We start from the raw sequence: 15,940 nt of genomic DNA, 5'->3' as shown, positions 1-15,940 counted from the left end.
AAAAGATTGCGACCGGATTGTTTATCCGTTGCAATCTTTTTTCCGCTACTCTTCAATCGCGTGTTCAATGGTAAAGTGAGCAATTTCGTTTCCATATCGATCAAAAATCGTAACCGACACATCACCAGCTAATTCTTCAATCGGGGCTTCCCAGTCAATATCGAAGGACTCAGAAAGAAAGTAAGTTCCATCACCGGACACGGAAAAAGGAATGGGTTCTCCATTGGATGAGAATACGACATAGCCCTCTTCAGAAATTTGTTCCTTTAAGAGAGGATGATCAAATTCAAAGCGGGCGGTTAAATTGTTAGCATCGGCTGATGATTCATTTAACAGGCGGGCAAAAATGGTTAATTGCCCACGCTCATCATTCCAGCTGATGTAACTTTCCTCTATGTCTCCGATAATATCGGGTTCCCCCGCTTGACACCCAGCGAACAGAGCGATAAAGAGGCTTATTAGACTGACTTGAACAAAACGTTTCATAAATTCATCACCTAATGGCTATTTTTCCACATTTCCTCATGACGGATCAACGGTTAACTCGGAAAGTTACGAAATTTTTCAGAAACGAGTGGCTGCCTAGAAGGGATCGAAACAAACTCAATTTCAGGGAAGCGTAGAGCAGTTAGCGCCCCACCAAAGACACAGCCCGTGTCAATATTCACTGTTCGATGAATGATGCGAGGCCTTCGAACAGGGGTGTGCCCGTAAACAATCCACCAATCTCCCTGATAGGTTGCAGCCCAATCTCGACGAACCGGTGTACCATCAGGGTTGGTTTCCCCAGTAATATCGCCATATAGGACAAACGTTTCCACCCGCTTACCGTAAGAACCTATGTCGTCCTCGCGAATTCCTGCATGGGTAATCACAAGCTCGTCCTCAGGGAAAGAATGATAGAGGGGCGCCTGTTCATACAACTCCTTAAATTGAGCAATGACTTCGATTCTCTCTTCTTCAGAAAGAGCATTTAGTTCAGCGACCGTTGTTTCTAGGCCGTGCTTTACTTGAACCTTTCGACCGATCATGTAACGGTAGAGCTTGTTGCAATGGTTTCCAGGTACATAATAGGCCGTCTTTTTTTTCACCATGTGGCTTACGAGCCGAATGACTTCGAGAGAATGAGGCCCGCGATCGGTTAAATCACCAACAAAGGCTAACAAACGACCATCAGGGTGATCATAACTGCCTCGTTTATATTCATAGCCAAGTTTATCAATTAGCTCCATAAGCTCATCATAGCAACCGTGTACATCACCAATAATATCGAATTGCATGTCTTTTCCTCCCGACAATGGTATGATGACATCAATAGTAAGTAAAGCATACTTGAATACATTCGTGTTCTACAAATGAGTTGACAGTGAGATTGGTCGGCTTTAAGATTGGAAAAAGTTAAACAAAAGTGGAAAGGAGGATGAACCTTTGATTGATCATCCGATCACAGATCCTGTGCTAATTTTTGCGATTACCATGGTTGTGTTTTTCGTTGCTCCGTTGTTGATGTCTAGGTTGCGAATCCCAGGAATTATCGGATTAATCCTTGCAGGTGTTGTGATCGGACCGAACGGCTTCGCCTTACTTGACCGTGACCCGACGATTGTGCTGTTAGGAACCGTCGGTTTACTCTACATCATTTTCATCGCCGGACTTGAAATTGACCTCGAAGGTTTTAAAAAATACCGTAACCGAAGTGTTCTTTTCGGTACGTTATCCTTCACGATTCCATTTCTGTTTGGCCTTGTGTTTACGTTCATTCTCGGCTTCTCTACCCCGGCTGCGATTTTGCTTGCCTCTATTCTCGGTTCCCATACGCTGCTGGCGTATCCGATTGCGAGCCGGCTAGGGATATCAAAAGATCGAGGGGTCACGACGGCTGTTGGTGGCACAATTATGACCGATACGTTAGCCCTTTTGGTTTTAGCCATTGTCGCTGGTTCTATGCAAGGAGAACTAAATTCAACCTTTTGGTTTACGATAGCCGTTTCCTTAGTTCTTTATGTGGCCATTACGCTGATCCTTATTCCTATTTTGGCTAAGTCGTTCTTCCGGACAATGAGCAGTGAAGGTGCATTAGAATTCATTTTCGTCATGTCGATCTTATTTGTTACGGCATACGGGGCAACGCTTGCAGGACTTGAACCGATCATAGGGGCGTTCCTTGCCGGTCTAGCATTGAACCGGTTCATCCTAGAACATAGCCCCCTCATGAACCGAATTAAGTTCGTCGGAAATGCGCTATTTATTCCGTTCTTCCTTTTATCTGTTGGGATGCTAATGGATATCAGGGTCTTGCTTGGAGACCCTTCCGCCTGGCTCTTAGCAGCGCTTGTCGTGATCTTCGTCCAACTAGGGAAATTTCTTGCTGCGTTTATTAGTGGTAAGCTCTACAACTATTCCATGGACCAAATTAAACTCATGTTCGGTTTGTCCGTGCCTCAAGCAGCGGCGACTTTAGCAGCAACACTCGTCGGTTTTGACTTAGGATTGTTCGATTCGGCTGTTGTTAATGCGGTCATTGTGATGATTCTAGTGACGTGTATGGTCGGCCCATATGTTGTGGAGAAGTACGCGAGGAAGCTCGCATTAGAAGAAGAGCTAAAACCATTTGATCCATCGGAAGCACCTGAGCGTGTGATGGTTCCAATTGCCAATCCGAAAACGGTCGAATCCTTGCTTGATCTGGCATTTATTGTTCGTGGCCAATCATCAGAGCCCCTCTACCCACTAACGGTTGCCCAAGGAACAAATGGCGATGCAGAATCGGAGGTGGCGAAAGCGGAAAAGGTGCTTGCCCATGCCGTGACATACGCAGCTGGCGCCTCTGTTCCGATCCAAATGCTGACGCGACTTGATCCAAATATTGCGTCAGGAATTATCCGAGCTATTGAGGAAACAAGAATTACAACGCTTGTGATCGGGTGGAATGGGAAGCGATCGACGCCGCAGCTTATTTTTGGTGGGATTCTCGATCAATTGCTAGAACGGACAGAAGAGATGGTACTCGTGTCAAAATTAGGGCATCCGTTAAATACGATGAAGCGGATTGTCCTCGTCCTCCCGTCGGGTGTCGACCATAAGACAGGGTACTATCGAAGCTTGCGAACGGTCAAACGTCTTGCCAACCAAGTGGGTGCTACACTCGTATGTGTTGTTGTTAAGGATGATGCACGTCCATACGAAAAAACCATTAAGGAAATCAAGCCTGATGTGAGCACGACGGTTGTTGGAATTTCCTCATGGAATGAGTGGCACAAACAATGGATGTTAACGTTGCGAGCAGATGATCTCGTCGTCGTTTTAAGCGCGAGAAGAGGAACGCTCGCATGGCATCCGCAATTGGAGCAGTTACCAAACGTATTGGCGAAGGCCAACCCCGAAAGCTTTATTATGATTTATCCTCCTGAAACGGAGAAAACCGATTCAAGAGGGAGTAGAGGAACCGACGTCCCGCGCATGATGTCTTCACGTTCCTATGAAGATTAAAAGACTTGATTGAGAGGATGTCTCTGTAGGCATCCTTTTACCCTGTTTTACTTGAATGGAACGGACCTCCCTTCAAAAGAATAGAGAACCGTGATATAATTAGGACCAAGTATTAAGAACAAATATTAATTCTGAAATCCACGATTGGAGGAGACTAAATTGATTCAATTGTCATTAGTTGATCGTACATATGTTGTCATGGGCGTCGCCAATAAGCGTAGCATTGCTTGGGGAATTGCTCAGTCCCTAGCCAATGCAGGAGCAAGGCTGATTTTTACGTATGCGGGAGAACGACTTGAGAAAAATGTTAGAGGATTAGTTGAAACGTTAGAGCGTGATGATCACCTCGTATTAGAGTGTGATGTGACAAGTGATGAAGCCGTTGAAGCAACATTTGCGAGCATCAAGGAGCAAGTTGGCACAATTCATGGATTGGCTCACTGCATCGCTTTTGCTAATAAAGAGGAGTTAGAAGGGGAGTATTTAAATACGACTCGCGATGGCTTTTTATTAGCTCACAATATTAGTGCATACTCTTTGACGGCTGTGGCGAAAGCGGCCCGTCCGCTCATGAACGAAGGAGGAAGCATCGTAACACTTACTTATTTAGGCGGTGAAAAAGTTGTCCGTAATTACAATGTTATGGGCGTAGCGAAGGCGTCTCTTGACGCAAGCGTAAAGTATTTAGCAAACGATCTTGGCAAGGAAAACATTCGCGTAAACGCTATTTCCGCTGGACCGATCCGCACCCTTGCGGCCAAAGGAATCGGCGGCTTCAATGACGTCTTAAGAGAAATCGAAGAGCGTGCACCACTCCGCCGAACAACTACGCAAGAAGAAGTGGGGGATACTGCATTGTTCCTCATGAGTGACCTTTCAAGAGGAATCACAGGGGAAATTTTACACGTAGACAGCGGATATAACATTTTATCTCTTTCATAAATAACAAAGGTAAAAGGCTCCCAAATGACTGGGAGCCTTTTTCTGCGGCAACTAGTCTTCCATAGTTCCGCCAAATCCGCCTCCACCCCATTGACCTGATTGGCCCCATGGGAACCAAGGGAACCACCACCATGGAGGACGAGGTCTAGGTGGCCAAGGTGGTCGAGGAGGTCCAGGAGGTCCAGGAGGCTGTGGCCTAGGAGGTGTTGGACCAAAGTACGGGCTAATTCCGACAAGGTTGCTATGGTGAACTTGAATGAACTGCTGACGGTACGTTGGTGGAGGGTAGATAAGTAACGATACCATGCCAGTCCGAGGGTTGTAGTCTGCCACATATGCGACCACGCGTCCATAGCCTGGAATCGTCGTCGTGACCCACTGATTGAGGTAGCGTTCGATCACAACAGGGGGAAGGTATTGAACGATAGGTTGCTGTCGATACGCATTAAAGGGTTGCTGAGTGTATGGATACATAGACATTCTCCTCTCAAAGCTTTCCACTTTTAGGCTATGGCCTCAAGAGAAAATGTGTGTCTGTACGAAAAAAATGATCGTGAAACATGCAGCGGAACGCGTATACATAGGGAAAAAGCAAAGAGGAGGATGAATCTTGATCTCAGCACTTGAGCTTGTGATCTTGTCTTTAGCGACGTTTCGCCTCACCCATCTGATTGTATTTGATGAGATTTTTGAATGGGTCCGCGGCCTGTTCTTAACCACGTATGAGAAGAAAGATGAGCAAGGGCAGGAGTATTTATTGGTTGAACCAAAAGGACGCGGAGTGAGGAAATTTATCGGGAAGATCATCTCTTGCTATTGGTGTACTGGAATTTGGATGGCCGCTTTTCTATTGACGGGCTTTTTTCTATGGCCCACCACCTTTACTTTTTTCACTATTTTTTTAGCGATTGCTGGGATTGCAAGTTTTTTAGAGGCGATCGTGCAACGAATGGGAATGTAAGTACGAAGACCTGTGCTATATATGAGCTAGGTTGTTTATAATGGTCGTGATCCTTTGGTGAAAGGTATGGCGTGTTAACGCTTCTTCATACGCTTTTTGTGCTTTTTTTTCTCGCTTCTTATCATGGAGCAGATAGTAATCAATTTGCTTGATAAGCTCCTCCAGCGATTGAAAGGAAACGATCGAATCCTTTGAAAAGTGGTTGTATAAATCTTGTTTATATTCACTAATCTGCATGACATTGCAGCTTGCAATTTCAAACGTTCGATTGTTAACACTAACATTTTCGATTTGTTGCGAATTGTGATTGCCCTTTTCATCCTTACGGCGGTAGGTATTTAAAACAAGCTTACTACTATTATAATAAGAAGCGACTCTATCTGGTGGGACCCACCTGTTTATGACGGAAACATGGTCAGGTAGCTCCGGCCATGGACCAACGACGCGAATACGATAAGAGGTTGACAGGGCAAGGGAACGAATCATTTCGACTCGATCAGGATAGGGATGTCCAACCAAAATGACATCCACCTTTTTTGCTGAAGGTAGTGGTCTATAAACCGTTTCGTTCGTCCCGAGGGGAAGATAATACGCGTTGGAGTGCCCTTGCTGTTTATAAAAGCTAAGTGCATTTTGGTCAATTGTCAACGGCATGACCGTATAAGGGAGAACTTCAAGAGATCGGTCGATCATATAAGGGTCTTCTGTAAACCAAGTCACAACGGGGAGCCCTTTTCGCTTGCACCATGTCCACAAAGGTGTCGTCCATTTATACCCAAGTAGGGTAAAAATGAACGACGGCTTAAACGTTTGACACATTTGTTGGAGCTCCATCAGGCTAGGGAGATGGTGGAAGCGTTGAACTTCTAGTTGTGAGTTTGCACAAAATGCCTCGTAAATAGACTGGTCAAGATAAGAGTAAACCCGACTGTAGCCTGAAGGAACATATAGCAGCTTTAGCATGTTACGGCACCTGAATCATCACTTTATTTTTCGCAGCCATTCCTTCTTCCAGCCCTTCCCCATAAACAAATCCATCAAGGATTACCAGTGTTGCCTCTTTTTCTAAAGGGATCGCCACTTCAAATTGAGAAAAGCTAAGTGTGTCATTGGCTCCAATTTTGTTCGTGTGAAGCGGTTTGAGCCAATGTTCACCCGTTCGTCTTACGTGCTTATACCCATCCTTTTGTGCATATCCCCATTGCTCTTCAAGGCGTTCATCATCAATGATCACCTCATCTAGTTGTCTTTGGCTAGATAAAACAAGTTTACCAGACAAACTGGCGATTCCAGGTTTATTAAAAGCAAGACAGATCACTGGGGACTTTAACGGCTCTCGCCGTCGGTTATGGATCAGAAAGTTTCCTTTAATAATTACCTGTTCATCTACACTTTTCATGTTAGGTAAGATCATCGTGTAGTTGAAAAAAGCGTCAACGGCTGTTTGATCAGGAGCGTTTAACTGGGCAGGTGGGCTTGGCTTACGATCTGTAAGAGATGGTTCGTTTGCCGAAGCAGCTTCATTCACCTCTTGCAGCTGTTGGACTTTTTCTAGGAGAGAAGCAATCGTTTGTTTTTGTTCAACTAACTTTTCTGCTTGCTGTTCATTTACTCGATTGATCCTCTTAAATTCAGATTGATAGTATAATAGCTTTTGTTTAACCTGAATTAATTGATCGGGTGTTCGTTTCACATCTTGACGGCTCAAGCAGGTCAACTCCTTTCGCTAATCCATGGAACGTCTTTATCATATGTATGAAGGAATTCATGAAACGATGAACCCTCATGTAGAAACGGAATTGTTAAAAAATGTGAATAAATTCCCTCAGAGTTTAAAAAAAAAGCAGAGCGGTCGGGCCACCCTGCTTTCCACTTATTTCGGAATGCAATGCTTACCGTGTTTACCTGGGAAAATTTCAGGACATTGTGGTGGGAAACGATCTTCTGGACATACGAGATCTGTAATTGGCAATTCTGGACGTGGCTTGCAGTATGCACCTTCCACTTCAAGTTTTACTAATGCTTCCATTTGCACATCTAAGCAAAGGACGATGGAGATGTCGAGCTGTTCAAAGTCATCTGTAAGGATGATTTCAGCATCGGCTTGGAAGTATGTCATATGACAGAAGACATCTGTACCTTCCGGGGCGCAAAGGAAGAACGTTTGCGCTGTGGCAAATGGAATTGGATCAGATGTAAGAAGAAGATTTCCATTCGCATCAAAGATGTTGACAACTAGCAGCCCTTTTAGAAGAACTTTTACTTTCTCTAAATCAACCGTGTCACCATCTGGCATGGTCACTGAAAGTTCTTGACGTCCATTTGTTTGTTGAATTTCTTGGCAAATGACCGTCTGATCTTGAAGGACTGCTTGAACAGTAAATCCAGGAAAGTTTTCCAAGAAATCGGCTAATGTTTCGGCTGGAGTTGTTGTATCATCGAAACAAAAGAGTGCGTCAAGTTCTTCATTATCAAAGCTAATGAGCGGTAAATCCACTTGACGTGCAACCCAGTCAAACACTTTTGGCACTCGAATACACAATTTGTGTAAGTCTTTGCCCATCTTAATACCTCCTAAGTTTTTTTACCCTTAACTGTTTAATGTCTTGGGTAATCAGACTACTGTATAGTATGAGTAGGGTGAAAATGTGTTCCTTTCCTAGATATAAAAATGAAAAATAGGCGAGGGCCGATATGCAGTTAGGGAAATGTCCAAACATAAGACAATGTGTGTTCATAAGATATAACGTTCGATTGAAAAGGAGGAGAGGATCAAATGAAAAAGAAAGTGATAAGCAGTTCCTCTAGAACAAGAACACGTGTGAGACCGAACCAGCCACAAATAAAGCCTAATCAAGAGAGTAAAGTGAAATCCTGCTGTGGGGCTAAACGAAGAATGACGGAATAGCCAGTTCACATATAAAACTTAAGGATTTTGAAAACAAGGGATCGCCTTCGGATAAGGTGATCTTTTTTTTCGCTTCTAGAAACGTAACCTTCTATAGCGGATTAAGGGTCTGTATTATTACTTGAAGATAAGCTGATTTTTTCTATTTTTACTAATTAGGTAAGAACAAGTAGCTCTTAATTTTAGAGAGGACAGGTGAATCTCTGGCAGTCATGAATCATATACGTAGAAAGAGATAACTATGAGAGGTGATTCAAGTGTCAATCGAACGGCGGACGCTTTCCTTAGAAAGATTGACTCCTGTTCAATTACAGCAGCGTGTCATTCATGCTGAAGCAGAGCTTGAAAAATACCGAATTCGTGTGAAGAAATACGAAAATGATTATTACTACGGGATGATTGATGAATTAAAACAGGAAAATGAAGCGTTGTCTGCACAGCTGAGCAAATATGAGCGGTTAGAAGAACTAGTAACGGAAATGACAAAAGAACGAGAGAGGTTAAGAGCGACCATTGTTGAACTAGAAGAACAGCTTGAGAATATGCAAGCACGGGAAAAAGTAGCAGAGGTGGAGAGTGTAGAGGAACGAGTAGAAGACGTGCAACAAGAAGCGATTGAAGATGCAGGGCAAGAAGAGAAATCGCACGAAGGAGAAGCAGTGGAGTCTACTGAAGGAGTAAAGGAGCAAAAAGTTGAACCACAGCTTGACAATGAAACAACCTCCACCGAAGAGGTCAAGGTGGAGCACCGTGTAGACGTCAACGAAAAGGAAGGAAAGAAGGCGGCAGAGGAGCAGCTATCACCTACATCCTCAGCTGGAGATTTTTCATTTTTACAACAGCGAAAGCAGGAAAAAAAGCCGTCACGGAAAGTAGAGAACATTCAAATTCCTGAGACAAATGATGCGGAAGTGAATTGGTTTTTACGAAATGTAAAAGATCAACAGAAAAGGAGGTAGTCGCAATGCGGGCTACCTCTATAAACAATTACATATCTCCATTCCATTCCGATAAAAACCTCTCAATAAACTGTTCCATGAACACGTGACGCTCTTTCGCAAGCTGTTTGCCCGTCTCAGTGTTCATTAAATCTTTTAATTTGAATAGCTTTTCGTAAAAATGGTTAATAGCCGTTGATTTACCATGACGGTACTCTTCTACTGTCATCGTTTCACGAATGGGTAACTCTGGATCGTAAATGGGCTGCCCTTTGTTACCTGAATAGGCAAATGTTCGGGCAATGCCGATGGCGCCAAGGGCATCGAGCCTGTCAGCGTCTTGAACAACCATGGCCTCTCGCGTAGCTAGAGATTGACCGTGTCCACCTTTGAACGAGATCGTATTGATAATGTCCATAGTATGGTCGATTTTTTGGCTAGGTACTCCAGCCGCTTCCATCCAGTCGATTAACTGCTGTTTGGCTGTTTCTGGATCATCGACTAGTTTATCATCGATTAAATCGTGAAAAAGTGCAGCGATTTGAACAACAAATACGTCGACCTTCTCTTGTTCTCCAATGGCCTTCGCCATTAGTGTAACTCGTCGAATGTGATACCAATCATGTCCTGAGTATTCATCCATGAGCTGTTTCTTGACCCATGCTTCAGCAGATTGTAAGATCGCTTGCTCGTTCATTGTTCCACTCCTTTTCTTTGGTGTTGTCTGTGATTGCGTAACATCTCTCGTACAAATCGGGAGCGCTGGGCGTTTTTACCGCGGCGCATCGATGGAACGGAAATGAACAGTTGTTCTTGAGCTCGCGTCATCGCGACATACATCAATCGTCTTTCTTCTTCTAATGGGCGATCGTCTCCTTCTCTCCAGGCATCGAGAGCATAATCATGAGGGAGGCTTCCTTCCACTGCGCTTAATAAATAAACATGCTGAAACTCTAATCCTTTTGCACGATGAATGGTCATGAGCTGAACCGCTTCCTCTTGGGCAGGTGCTTTTTTTAGTTCGTGATGCTTTGCAATCATGTGACTCACATGATCCAAAAAGGTAGGAATGGTTGCAAAGGAGTTAGCCGCAACGATTAAATCCTTCAAATCATCAGACCCCCGATCCATGACATTCCCTTCATTGCCTCGCTTTTTAATAAAGTCTGTCAGCCCCATGTGTTTTTCGATCATGCTAATCGCTTGAGTAGGTGAAAGGTGTGGAAGCTTCTGAAAATAAGGAAGGAGCTCCTTTAGCTTTTTCTGTTGAAACGGCTGTACATTTTTAAGATGAAGGAGGGCGTCGAGTAAAGAGCAATCGTGAAAGATCGTGATCGCCTTTAGTTCTTGAAGCGTGTCTTTTTTTAGAAAAAGAGCCGGTAACAATTCCTCCATCGCCTTCGGATCATCTTGATTCACACTTAAACGTAGATAGGCTAGCACTTTCCGGACGGTGGAGCGTTGGTAGAATGATTCACCTTCCTGCTCCATTCGGAATGGGACATTCGAAGCGACCAACCGTTCAAACATCGCACGTACACTAACATTTGTACGATATAAAATGGCAAATGCTGAAGGTGAGGTGCCAGAGGCAATCTTCTCCTGAATATCGCTTAAAATCATCGTCGCTTCTTCCTCTTCATCATAAGGGTAAAAAAGCAAAGGCGCCTTTTCTGAATCGTATTGCGCACGCACCGACTTCGCAATCCGCTGTTTGTTATGATGGATCACATTTTGCGCACACATGACAATTGGATGGGAGGAGCGGTAATTGTCTTTAAGGACGATTTGTTTTGCGTGCTCATAGTCTCGTTCAAACGCTTGAATATAAGAAGGGTCACTCCCTCTAAACGAGTAAATGGACTGATCATCATCTCCAACGACGCAAATATTCTTCTCTTTTTGTGTTAACAGTCGGATGAGCTCATACTGAACTTTATTGATGTCTTGATACTCATCGACAAACAGATAACGAAATCGCTCCTGGTACCGCGCTAATAGCTCGTGGTTTTGTGTAAGGGTTTCATATGCGCCGATGAGCATATCATCAAAATCAAACCATTGCTGGCTAATACGTGAACGCTCGTATCCTTCATAGAGGTATAAGCAGTTTTCTTCCCAAGTTGACTTTGGTTGGATGTCACCTGGATGGAGCATATGGTTTTTCCACCAACTAATCTGTGTTAACGCTTGGTCGTAAGCAAATTCTTTCTCATCCAACCCCTTTTTCTGACCATGCTCTCTTAAAAGTTGCATTCGTTGCCAATCCCATTTTAATAATTTATCCATTCGCCACTTCTCAGGAGTTGCATGGGCAGCGATTCGATAAAAAATGCTATGGAATGTACCGATAGCTAACCGCTTTAAGCGATTGGTAGGGAGAGTAAAATAGGTTGACATCCGTTCTTGCATTTCGCGAGCAGCTTTTTGTGTGAAAGTGACTAGCAGCATACTCAACGGATCGATTTGTTGTTCAGAAATCATATAGGCGGCCCTTGTCGTGAGAACGCGTGTTTTCCCACTTCCTGCACCAGCTATAATAAGCAAAGGACCTTCTGTTGTTGTAATGGCCTGCCATTGGTCGTCATTTAAGAAAATTCCTTGTTCCTTCAAGCGTTCGTCAAAAGGGGAGCGAGATTGGTTTGTGTTCACCTCATTCGGGATAAAGGGAGGGAAGGATGTCATTCGTTCAGGTTCCTTCCACTTTTTTATCATTTCAGTTGAACCGTTTGAAATTTTTTGTTGCTTCGGTAAGCGAAAGCTCCCAACGAATGTTCCAGTTGGCGAAGATGTGTGATTGCTCTTGACCTGTTGCTTTTGTTCTATGTAGTCCACTTCTTTTTGCAGACAGAGCTCGGACGGGTGACGGTGAACAAAGGTAGGCTCATGCTGAATGGTTAAACGTAACCTAACGGGTTTTCCGCAGTGCATACATTTTATTTCTTGTCCAACACTAGCCATATATAGCTTTTGCCAATCTTGTCGGTCACAATGTGCGAGATCGACGTGCTGTCCGTTATGTAAAGCAATACGCATAGTGACCTCCTCTTATCTTAAAAGTTCATCTTTACTATCGTAGCAAATTTTTTAGTGTTTGTGACATGCTAGTGCTTTAGGAAATGAAGAAAAAGGAGGGTGGTAGTGAATGAAAGCCTTGATTGGACTAGGCTTGGTGCTTACGTTAATAGCCGGGTTTTTAATGATTTATGGATGGTATTTGCATAGGCGGCTCTTTTTTGGACCATTTATTGCGTTATTGCTCGGAGTGAACTTTTTGCTCATTTTGAAAGAGCGTGTAGCTGTGCGAAGGATGGCCGGAGATCGATCATAATAAAAAAACGACAGATCGTTGAACGATCGTCGTTTTTTTTACTGGGCTAGCTGGATTCGAACCAGCGCATCACGGAGTCAAAGTCCGTTGCCTTACCGCTTGGCTATAGCCCAATGGGTTACACACTCTAGTATGACTAATTGGTTCAGCTTTATTCAAAAAAATGAAGGATTGTCCTAATTTTTGTCGAATGTAAAACTTTAGATGTAGATGGAAGGAGGTGAACGTTTGACGACCATTCACAACCAGAGTCGAAAGCTCCTACTTCAAGCATTACGTCAAGGGGCAAGTGACATTCATTTGTCAGGAACAAGAGAAGACGGGATCATCCAGTTTCGTTTAAACGGTCGGCTCGCCCCGTTTCAAAGGATTCCCCTTCAAACGGCAGAAAGACTCGTCAGCCACTTTAAATTTTCAGCAGGTTTAGATATTGGCGAACGGCGAAAGCCTCAAAGCGGGGCGATGGATCTTATACTAGAACAAAAGATTCCAGTTTCTCTGCGCGTTTCCACTTTACCCACTCCCCTTTTCGAAGCGGTGGCCATTCGACTTCATCCTCAGCAAACCCCTTTTGCCCTTGAGTCAATTCCGTTGATAAAAAGACAAGCTCAACAGCTCATTTCCTTGATGACACGAACGCAAGGGCTCATTCTCCTAACAGGAGCGACAGGCTCAGGGAAGACAACAACACTCTACGCCATGCTCCAGAAGGCACTCCACATGCAAAACCTCCACATTGTCACGATAGAAGATCCGATTGAACAATTAAATCCTGCGTTTACACAGTTTGAAATGAATGAAAAGGCTCAGTTAACCTATGAAGTCGGTCTGAAAGCGGCCTTGCGCCATGATCCCGATGTGATTATGATTGGGGAAATTCGCGATCAGACAACGGCCGTTTATGCTGTTCGTGCCGCTCTAACCGGTCACCTCGTATTGGCAACGATCCATAGTGCCAATGCCAGGGGAACAATCACCAGGTTATGTGAGATGGGGGTTGCGCTTCATGACCTTCGAGAGGTAGTGGTAGCGATCGTTGCTCAAGAGCTGATCTCACGAAAATGTCCCCTTTGTCTCTCGAGCGATTGTTCCCCTTATTGCACATGGCTCAACAATCGAAAGCGTGCCGCTATTTTTGACATTCTCGAAGGAAAGGCATTACAAGAAGCATTAACAGCAAACGATTCTTCTTTTGACGGATTAGGAAAAGAACGTAGGTTTGCCATTGCACTAGGCTATATAGAAGAAAAGGAGGCAAAGAATCGTGCCCTTTAAAGGTGCAGAGTGGTCAAAGGAAAAGAAGGCGCGCTACTTAATGCACGTTGGTCAATTGCTTGAACAAGGATACCACCTTTATGAAGCTGTTCAATTTCTCGCAATTCACGCTCCCTCCTCTGCACAAAAGAAAATGAACGCAATGCTAATGGATTTACGATCAGGATACCCGTTGCACAAAGCTCTTGACCATTTGCAGCTTCCGCAAGACGTGCAGCTGCTATTGTATGTCAGTGAACGGAATGGGGATTTGGCCCAAGGGTTTCGGAAATCTGGAGAGCTATTTAAGAAAAGGGAGGAGATGAAGCGAAAGTGGGAAGGCGCGATGCGCTATCCACTTTTATTAATCATCGTAACGCTGCTGCTGATGTTTATCCTTATGTATTTTGTCCTTCCCCACCATCAAACGTTATACCGTTCCCTACAAATCGAATTGCCAGTTATTACGAAGCTTGTAATCGCTTGTAGTGAAAAGCTTCCATGGTTGTTTACTGCCTTTTTCGTTGTGGCGATTTTACTTGTATTGACCTATTTTGTTACGTTTCACCGTTTTCCCCCAACGAAAAAAGTAACAGTGCTTTTACGAATACCAGGTTTGTCACAATGGACGAAGGAAGTGATCACATGTCTATTTTGTTTAACGCTAGGTGGTTTATTAAAAGGAGGACTTTCCATCATGGAGGCGCTTTCAATCTGTAAAGAACAAGATTTCTTTTTGTTCTTTCGAAGTGAGGGCGAGGAAATGATGTTAGAACTGGAGAATGGTGAACGACTTTATGAGTGCTTACGGCGCCGTCCTCATTATTTAAAAGAACTCCCATTTGTTGTGGAGAACGGGGAAAAAACAGGAAATTTAGCAAAGGATCTTTTATATTTTAGCGACTATCAACTAGAAGAGTTTGAGCGGAGAGTGAAAAAATGGCTTGTCGCAATCCAACCAATCGTTTTTAGTATGATTGGAGCGGTCATTCTTGTTCTGTTTTTAGCGATGATGCTTCCAGTTTTCCAAATGATCGGGGCTATATAAACGAAGCGGCCTGAATAAGTTCAGACCGATTTGTTAAAGGAGCTCTTCTATGTCGTCTTTTATTTTTATAGGAGAAGTACTTGGTGCATACCGTTTTACCACATTGCCGGAACGATCAATGAGAAATTTCGTGAAATTCCACTTAATCTTTTCAGTAAACAAGCCTCCTTGCTGACTTGTTAAATATTGAAACAGAGGGTGGGCTTCCTTTCCGTTTACCTTTACTTTTTCAAAAATAGGGAAGCTCACCCCATAATTCCGTTCACAAAAGGCAGCAATTTCGTTATGGTCACCAGGTTCTTGGTTCATAAATTGATTACTAGGAAATCCAAGCACAGTGAATCCTTGATCTTTATACGTTTCATACAAGATTTGTAGCTCTTCATATTGAGGGGTGAGCCCACACTTGCTGGCCGTATTGACGATGAGTAGAACTTGATCCTTATAATCAGAAAGAGCCTTTTCTTCTCCGTTAATAAGTCGTGCGGAAAATTCATGTATGCTCATCACGAGCCTCCTTTTCCTTCTTTTAAAAATAATGTATACTGTACAACAAGGAATTTCAAAGAAAATGAGCCAATAAATTTTTTTTGGAGTATGAGTAAAATGTTTGTGGGAGAAGAAAAAACCTCCTCATCCAAGTAATGGAAATTTCCGTTACTTGGATGAGGAGGCCACCAAGCGAAAGCGCGGTAGGGTTTAAGCAAAATACATGAAAAAAGGGTCTCTCCTTGGTAGAATCATAGTCGACAAAAACCGATTCAAAGGAGAAACCCTATGCAAAAGGATAACACAGAATACCCAACTTTAAAAGAACTTGAACAGCTAGTTTGGAGGAAGTTACAGGAAACCTTCTCAAGTGTGATGACCTGCATACTAGAGGAATATGACGAAGAAATTATGCAACAACGTGATAAGCAACGCTTCCATTATAAAGATAAACGGCCTCTAAAAATAGACAGTTTATTTGGTGAGATTGAGTTGAAGCGCTCCTACTATCGCGATCGTGAAACAGGCAAATATGTCTATCTCCTTGACCAATACCTACAATTCGAGGGGATCAAAGGGT

At 43.6% G+C, this 15,940-nt stretch carries 17 protein-coding genes and 1 tRNA gene; 8 read left to right on the top strand and 10 right to left on the bottom strand.

All coding sequences use genetic code 11. The features are described 5' to 3' along the window. Positions 1–45: 45 nt before the first annotated feature. Positions 46–486, bottom strand: coding sequence for a hypothetical protein (locus E2L07_RS09070; RefSeq protein WP_134229396.1), 441 nt, complete (start codon positions 484–486; stop codon positions 46–48). A 53-nt stretch (positions 487–539) separates the two neighbouring features. Beyond that, entirely contained in the window at positions 540–1,280 is a 741-nt protein-coding gene (gene prpE / locus E2L07_RS09065; RefSeq protein ID WP_134229395.1) for a bis(5'-nucleosyl)-tetraphosphatase PrpE, read from the bottom strand. A 148-nt stretch (positions 1,281–1,428) separates the two neighbouring features. On the opposite strand from prpE, the gene E2L07_RS09060 reads away from it, so the two are divergent. Together E2L07_RS09060 and fabI are read left to right on the top strand one after the other, a co-directional pair. Continuing rightward, positions 1,429–3,489, top strand: coding sequence for a cation:proton antiporter domain-containing protein (locus tag E2L07_RS09060; protein WP_134229394.1), 2,061 nt, complete (start codon positions 1,429–1,431; stop codon positions 3,487–3,489). A gap of 162 nt (positions 3,490–3,651) precedes the next feature. Beyond that, positions 3,652–4,431, top strand: coding sequence for an enoyl-ACP reductase FabI (fabI, locus tag E2L07_RS09055; protein WP_050769032.1), 780 nt, complete (start codon positions 3,652–3,654; stop codon positions 4,429–4,431). Between the two features lie 51 nt (positions 4,432–4,482). Here fabI and E2L07_RS21045 read toward each other — a convergent pair whose 3' ends face one another. Next, positions 4,483–4,905 carry a hypothetical protein gene (locus E2L07_RS21045; protein ID WP_208402014.1) on the bottom strand — a complete coding sequence of 141 codons (423 nt, stop codon included), beginning with the start codon at positions 4,903–4,905 and terminating at the stop codon, positions 4,483–4,485. Between the two features lie 136 nt (positions 4,906–5,041). Between E2L07_RS21045 and E2L07_RS09045 the strand changes: the two genes are divergently transcribed. Continuing rightward, positions 5,042–5,392, top strand: coding sequence for a DUF1360 domain-containing protein (locus tag E2L07_RS09045; protein ID WP_010898988.1), 351 nt, complete (start codon positions 5,042–5,044; stop codon positions 5,390–5,392). A 15-nt stretch (positions 5,393–5,407) separates the two neighbouring features. Here the strand turns inward: E2L07_RS09045 and E2L07_RS09040 are convergent, their stop codons facing one another. The 3 genes from E2L07_RS09040 to E2L07_RS09030 all read right to left on the bottom strand — a co-directional run bounded on the left by E2L07_RS09040 (position 5,408) and on the right by E2L07_RS09030 (position 7,955). Next, on the bottom strand, positions 5,408–6,355 hold the full coding sequence (locus E2L07_RS09040; RefSeq protein ID WP_134229393.1) for a CgeB family protein: 948 nt from the start codon (positions 6,353–6,355) through the stop codon (positions 5,408–5,410). 1 nt (position 6,356) lies between these two features. After that, complete coding sequence (locus tag E2L07_RS09035) at positions 6,357–7,100, bottom strand: hypothetical protein (RefSeq protein WP_134229392.1); 744 nt, start codon at positions 7,098–7,100, stop codon at positions 6,357–6,359. A gap of 165 nt (positions 7,101–7,265) precedes the next feature. After that, the gene (locus E2L07_RS09030; RefSeq protein ID WP_134229391.1) at positions 7,266–7,955 is read right to left on the bottom strand and encodes a BMQ_0737 family morphogenetic spore coat protein; all 690 of its coding nucleotides are present in this window, start codon (positions 7,953–7,955) and stop codon (positions 7,266–7,268) included. A gap of 602 nt (positions 7,956–8,557) precedes the next feature. Between E2L07_RS09030 and E2L07_RS09025 the strand changes: the two genes are divergently transcribed. Beyond that, positions 8,558–9,259: a hypothetical protein gene (locus E2L07_RS09025; protein ID WP_134229390.1), complete on the top strand. Its 702-nt coding sequence runs from the start codon at positions 8,558–8,560 to the stop codon at positions 9,257–9,259. Positions 9,260–9,287: 28 nt separating this feature from the next. Here E2L07_RS09025 and E2L07_RS09020 read toward each other — a convergent pair whose 3' ends face one another. Both E2L07_RS09020 and E2L07_RS09015 read right to left on the bottom strand, forming a co-directional pair. Beyond that, positions 9,288–9,935 (bottom strand): HD domain-containing protein, encoded by a 648-nt coding sequence (locus tag E2L07_RS09020; protein WP_010898983.1) that lies wholly within the window; start codon positions 9,933–9,935, stop codon positions 9,288–9,290. Beyond that, positions 9,932–12,274, bottom strand: coding sequence for an ATP-dependent helicase (locus E2L07_RS09015; RefSeq protein ID WP_134229389.1), 2,343 nt, complete (start codon positions 12,272–12,274; stop codon positions 9,932–9,934). Before E2L07_RS09015 ends, E2L07_RS09020 begins: the two co-directional genes overlap by 4 nt. Before the next feature lie 109 nt (positions 12,275–12,383). On the opposite strand from E2L07_RS09015, the gene E2L07_RS09010 reads away from it, so the two are divergent. Continuing rightward, on the top strand, positions 12,384–12,569 hold the full coding sequence (locus E2L07_RS09010) for a hypothetical protein (RefSeq protein ID WP_134229388.1): 186 nt from the start codon (positions 12,384–12,386) through the stop codon (positions 12,567–12,569). Positions 12,570–12,610: 41 nt separating this feature from the next. Here the strand turns inward: E2L07_RS09010 and E2L07_RS09005 are convergent. Continuing rightward, positions 12,611–12,682 (bottom strand) — tRNA-Gln (locus tag E2L07_RS09005). A gap of 115 nt (positions 12,683–12,797) precedes the next feature. On the opposite strand from E2L07_RS09005, the gene comGA reads away from it, so the two are divergent. Continuing rightward, complete coding sequence (gene comGA / locus E2L07_RS09000) at positions 12,798–13,844, top strand: competence type IV pilus ATPase ComGA (protein ID WP_134229387.1); 1,047 nt, start codon at positions 12,798–12,800, stop codon at positions 13,842–13,844. Continuing rightward, positions 13,834–14,871: a competence type IV pilus assembly protein ComGB gene (comGB, locus tag E2L07_RS08995; RefSeq protein WP_041820735.1), complete on the top strand. Its 1,038-nt coding sequence runs from the start codon at positions 13,834–13,836 to the stop codon at positions 14,869–14,871. The genes comGA and comGB overlap by 11 nt, the downstream gene beginning before the upstream one ends. 33 nt (positions 14,872–14,904) lie before the next feature. On the opposite strand, the gene E2L07_RS08990 is transcribed toward comGB, so the two are convergent. Continuing rightward, positions 14,905–15,378, bottom strand: a complete 474-nt coding sequence (locus tag E2L07_RS08990) for a glutathione peroxidase (RefSeq protein WP_010898978.1) — start codon at positions 15,376–15,378, stop codon at positions 14,905–14,907. A gap of 270 nt (positions 15,379–15,648) precedes the next feature. On the opposite strand from E2L07_RS08990, the gene E2L07_RS08985 reads away from it, so the two are divergent. Further along, positions 15,649–15,940, top strand: a 292-nt coding sequence (locus tag E2L07_RS08985; protein WP_208402012.1) for a UPF0236 family transposase-like protein, incomplete at its 3' end; no start/stop codon positions are given.

The organism is Halalkalibacterium halodurans (genome assembly GCF_004376175.1).
Lineage (GTDB): Bacteria > Bacillota > Bacilli > Bacillales > Bacillaceae_D > Halalkalibacterium > Halalkalibacterium halodurans.
The sequence above is the reverse complement of the archived record's forward strand: the minus strand, read 5'-3'. Positions and strand labels throughout refer to the sequence as shown.

Coding starts and splice junctions, on each gene's coding strand:
- E2L07_RS09015 (WP_134229389.1), bottom strand. CDS start 12,274: ATGCGTATTGCTTTACATAACGGACAGCACGTCGATCTCGCACATTGT.
- E2L07_RS09040 (WP_134229393.1), bottom strand. CDS start 6,355: ATGCTAAAGCTGCTATATGTTCCTTCAGGCTACAGTCGGGTTTACTCT.
- E2L07_RS21045 (WP_208402014.1), bottom strand. CDS start 4,905: ATGTATCCATACACTCAGCAACCCTTTAATGCGTATCGACAGCAACCT.
- prpE (WP_134229395.1), bottom strand. CDS start 1,280: ATGCAATTCGATATTATTGGTGATGTACACGGTTGCTATGATGAGCTT.
- E2L07_RS09020 (WP_010898983.1), bottom strand. CDS start 9,935: ATGAACGAGCAAGCGATCTTACAATCTGCTGAAGCATGGGTCAAGAAA.
- E2L07_RS09030 (WP_134229391.1), bottom strand. CDS start 7,955: ATGGGCAAAGACTTACACAAATTGTGTATTCGAGTGCCAAAAGTGTTT.
- E2L07_RS09070 (WP_134229396.1), bottom strand. CDS start 486: ATGAAACGTTTTGTTCAAGTCAGTCTAATAAGCCTCTTTATCGCTCTG.
- E2L07_RS08990 (WP_010898978.1), bottom strand. CDS start 15,378: ATGAGCATACATGAATTTTCCGCACGACTTATTAACGGAGAAGAAAAG.
- E2L07_RS09010 (WP_134229388.1), top strand. CDS start 12,384: ATGAAAGCCTTGATTGGACTAGGCTTGGTGCTTACGTTAATAGCCGGG.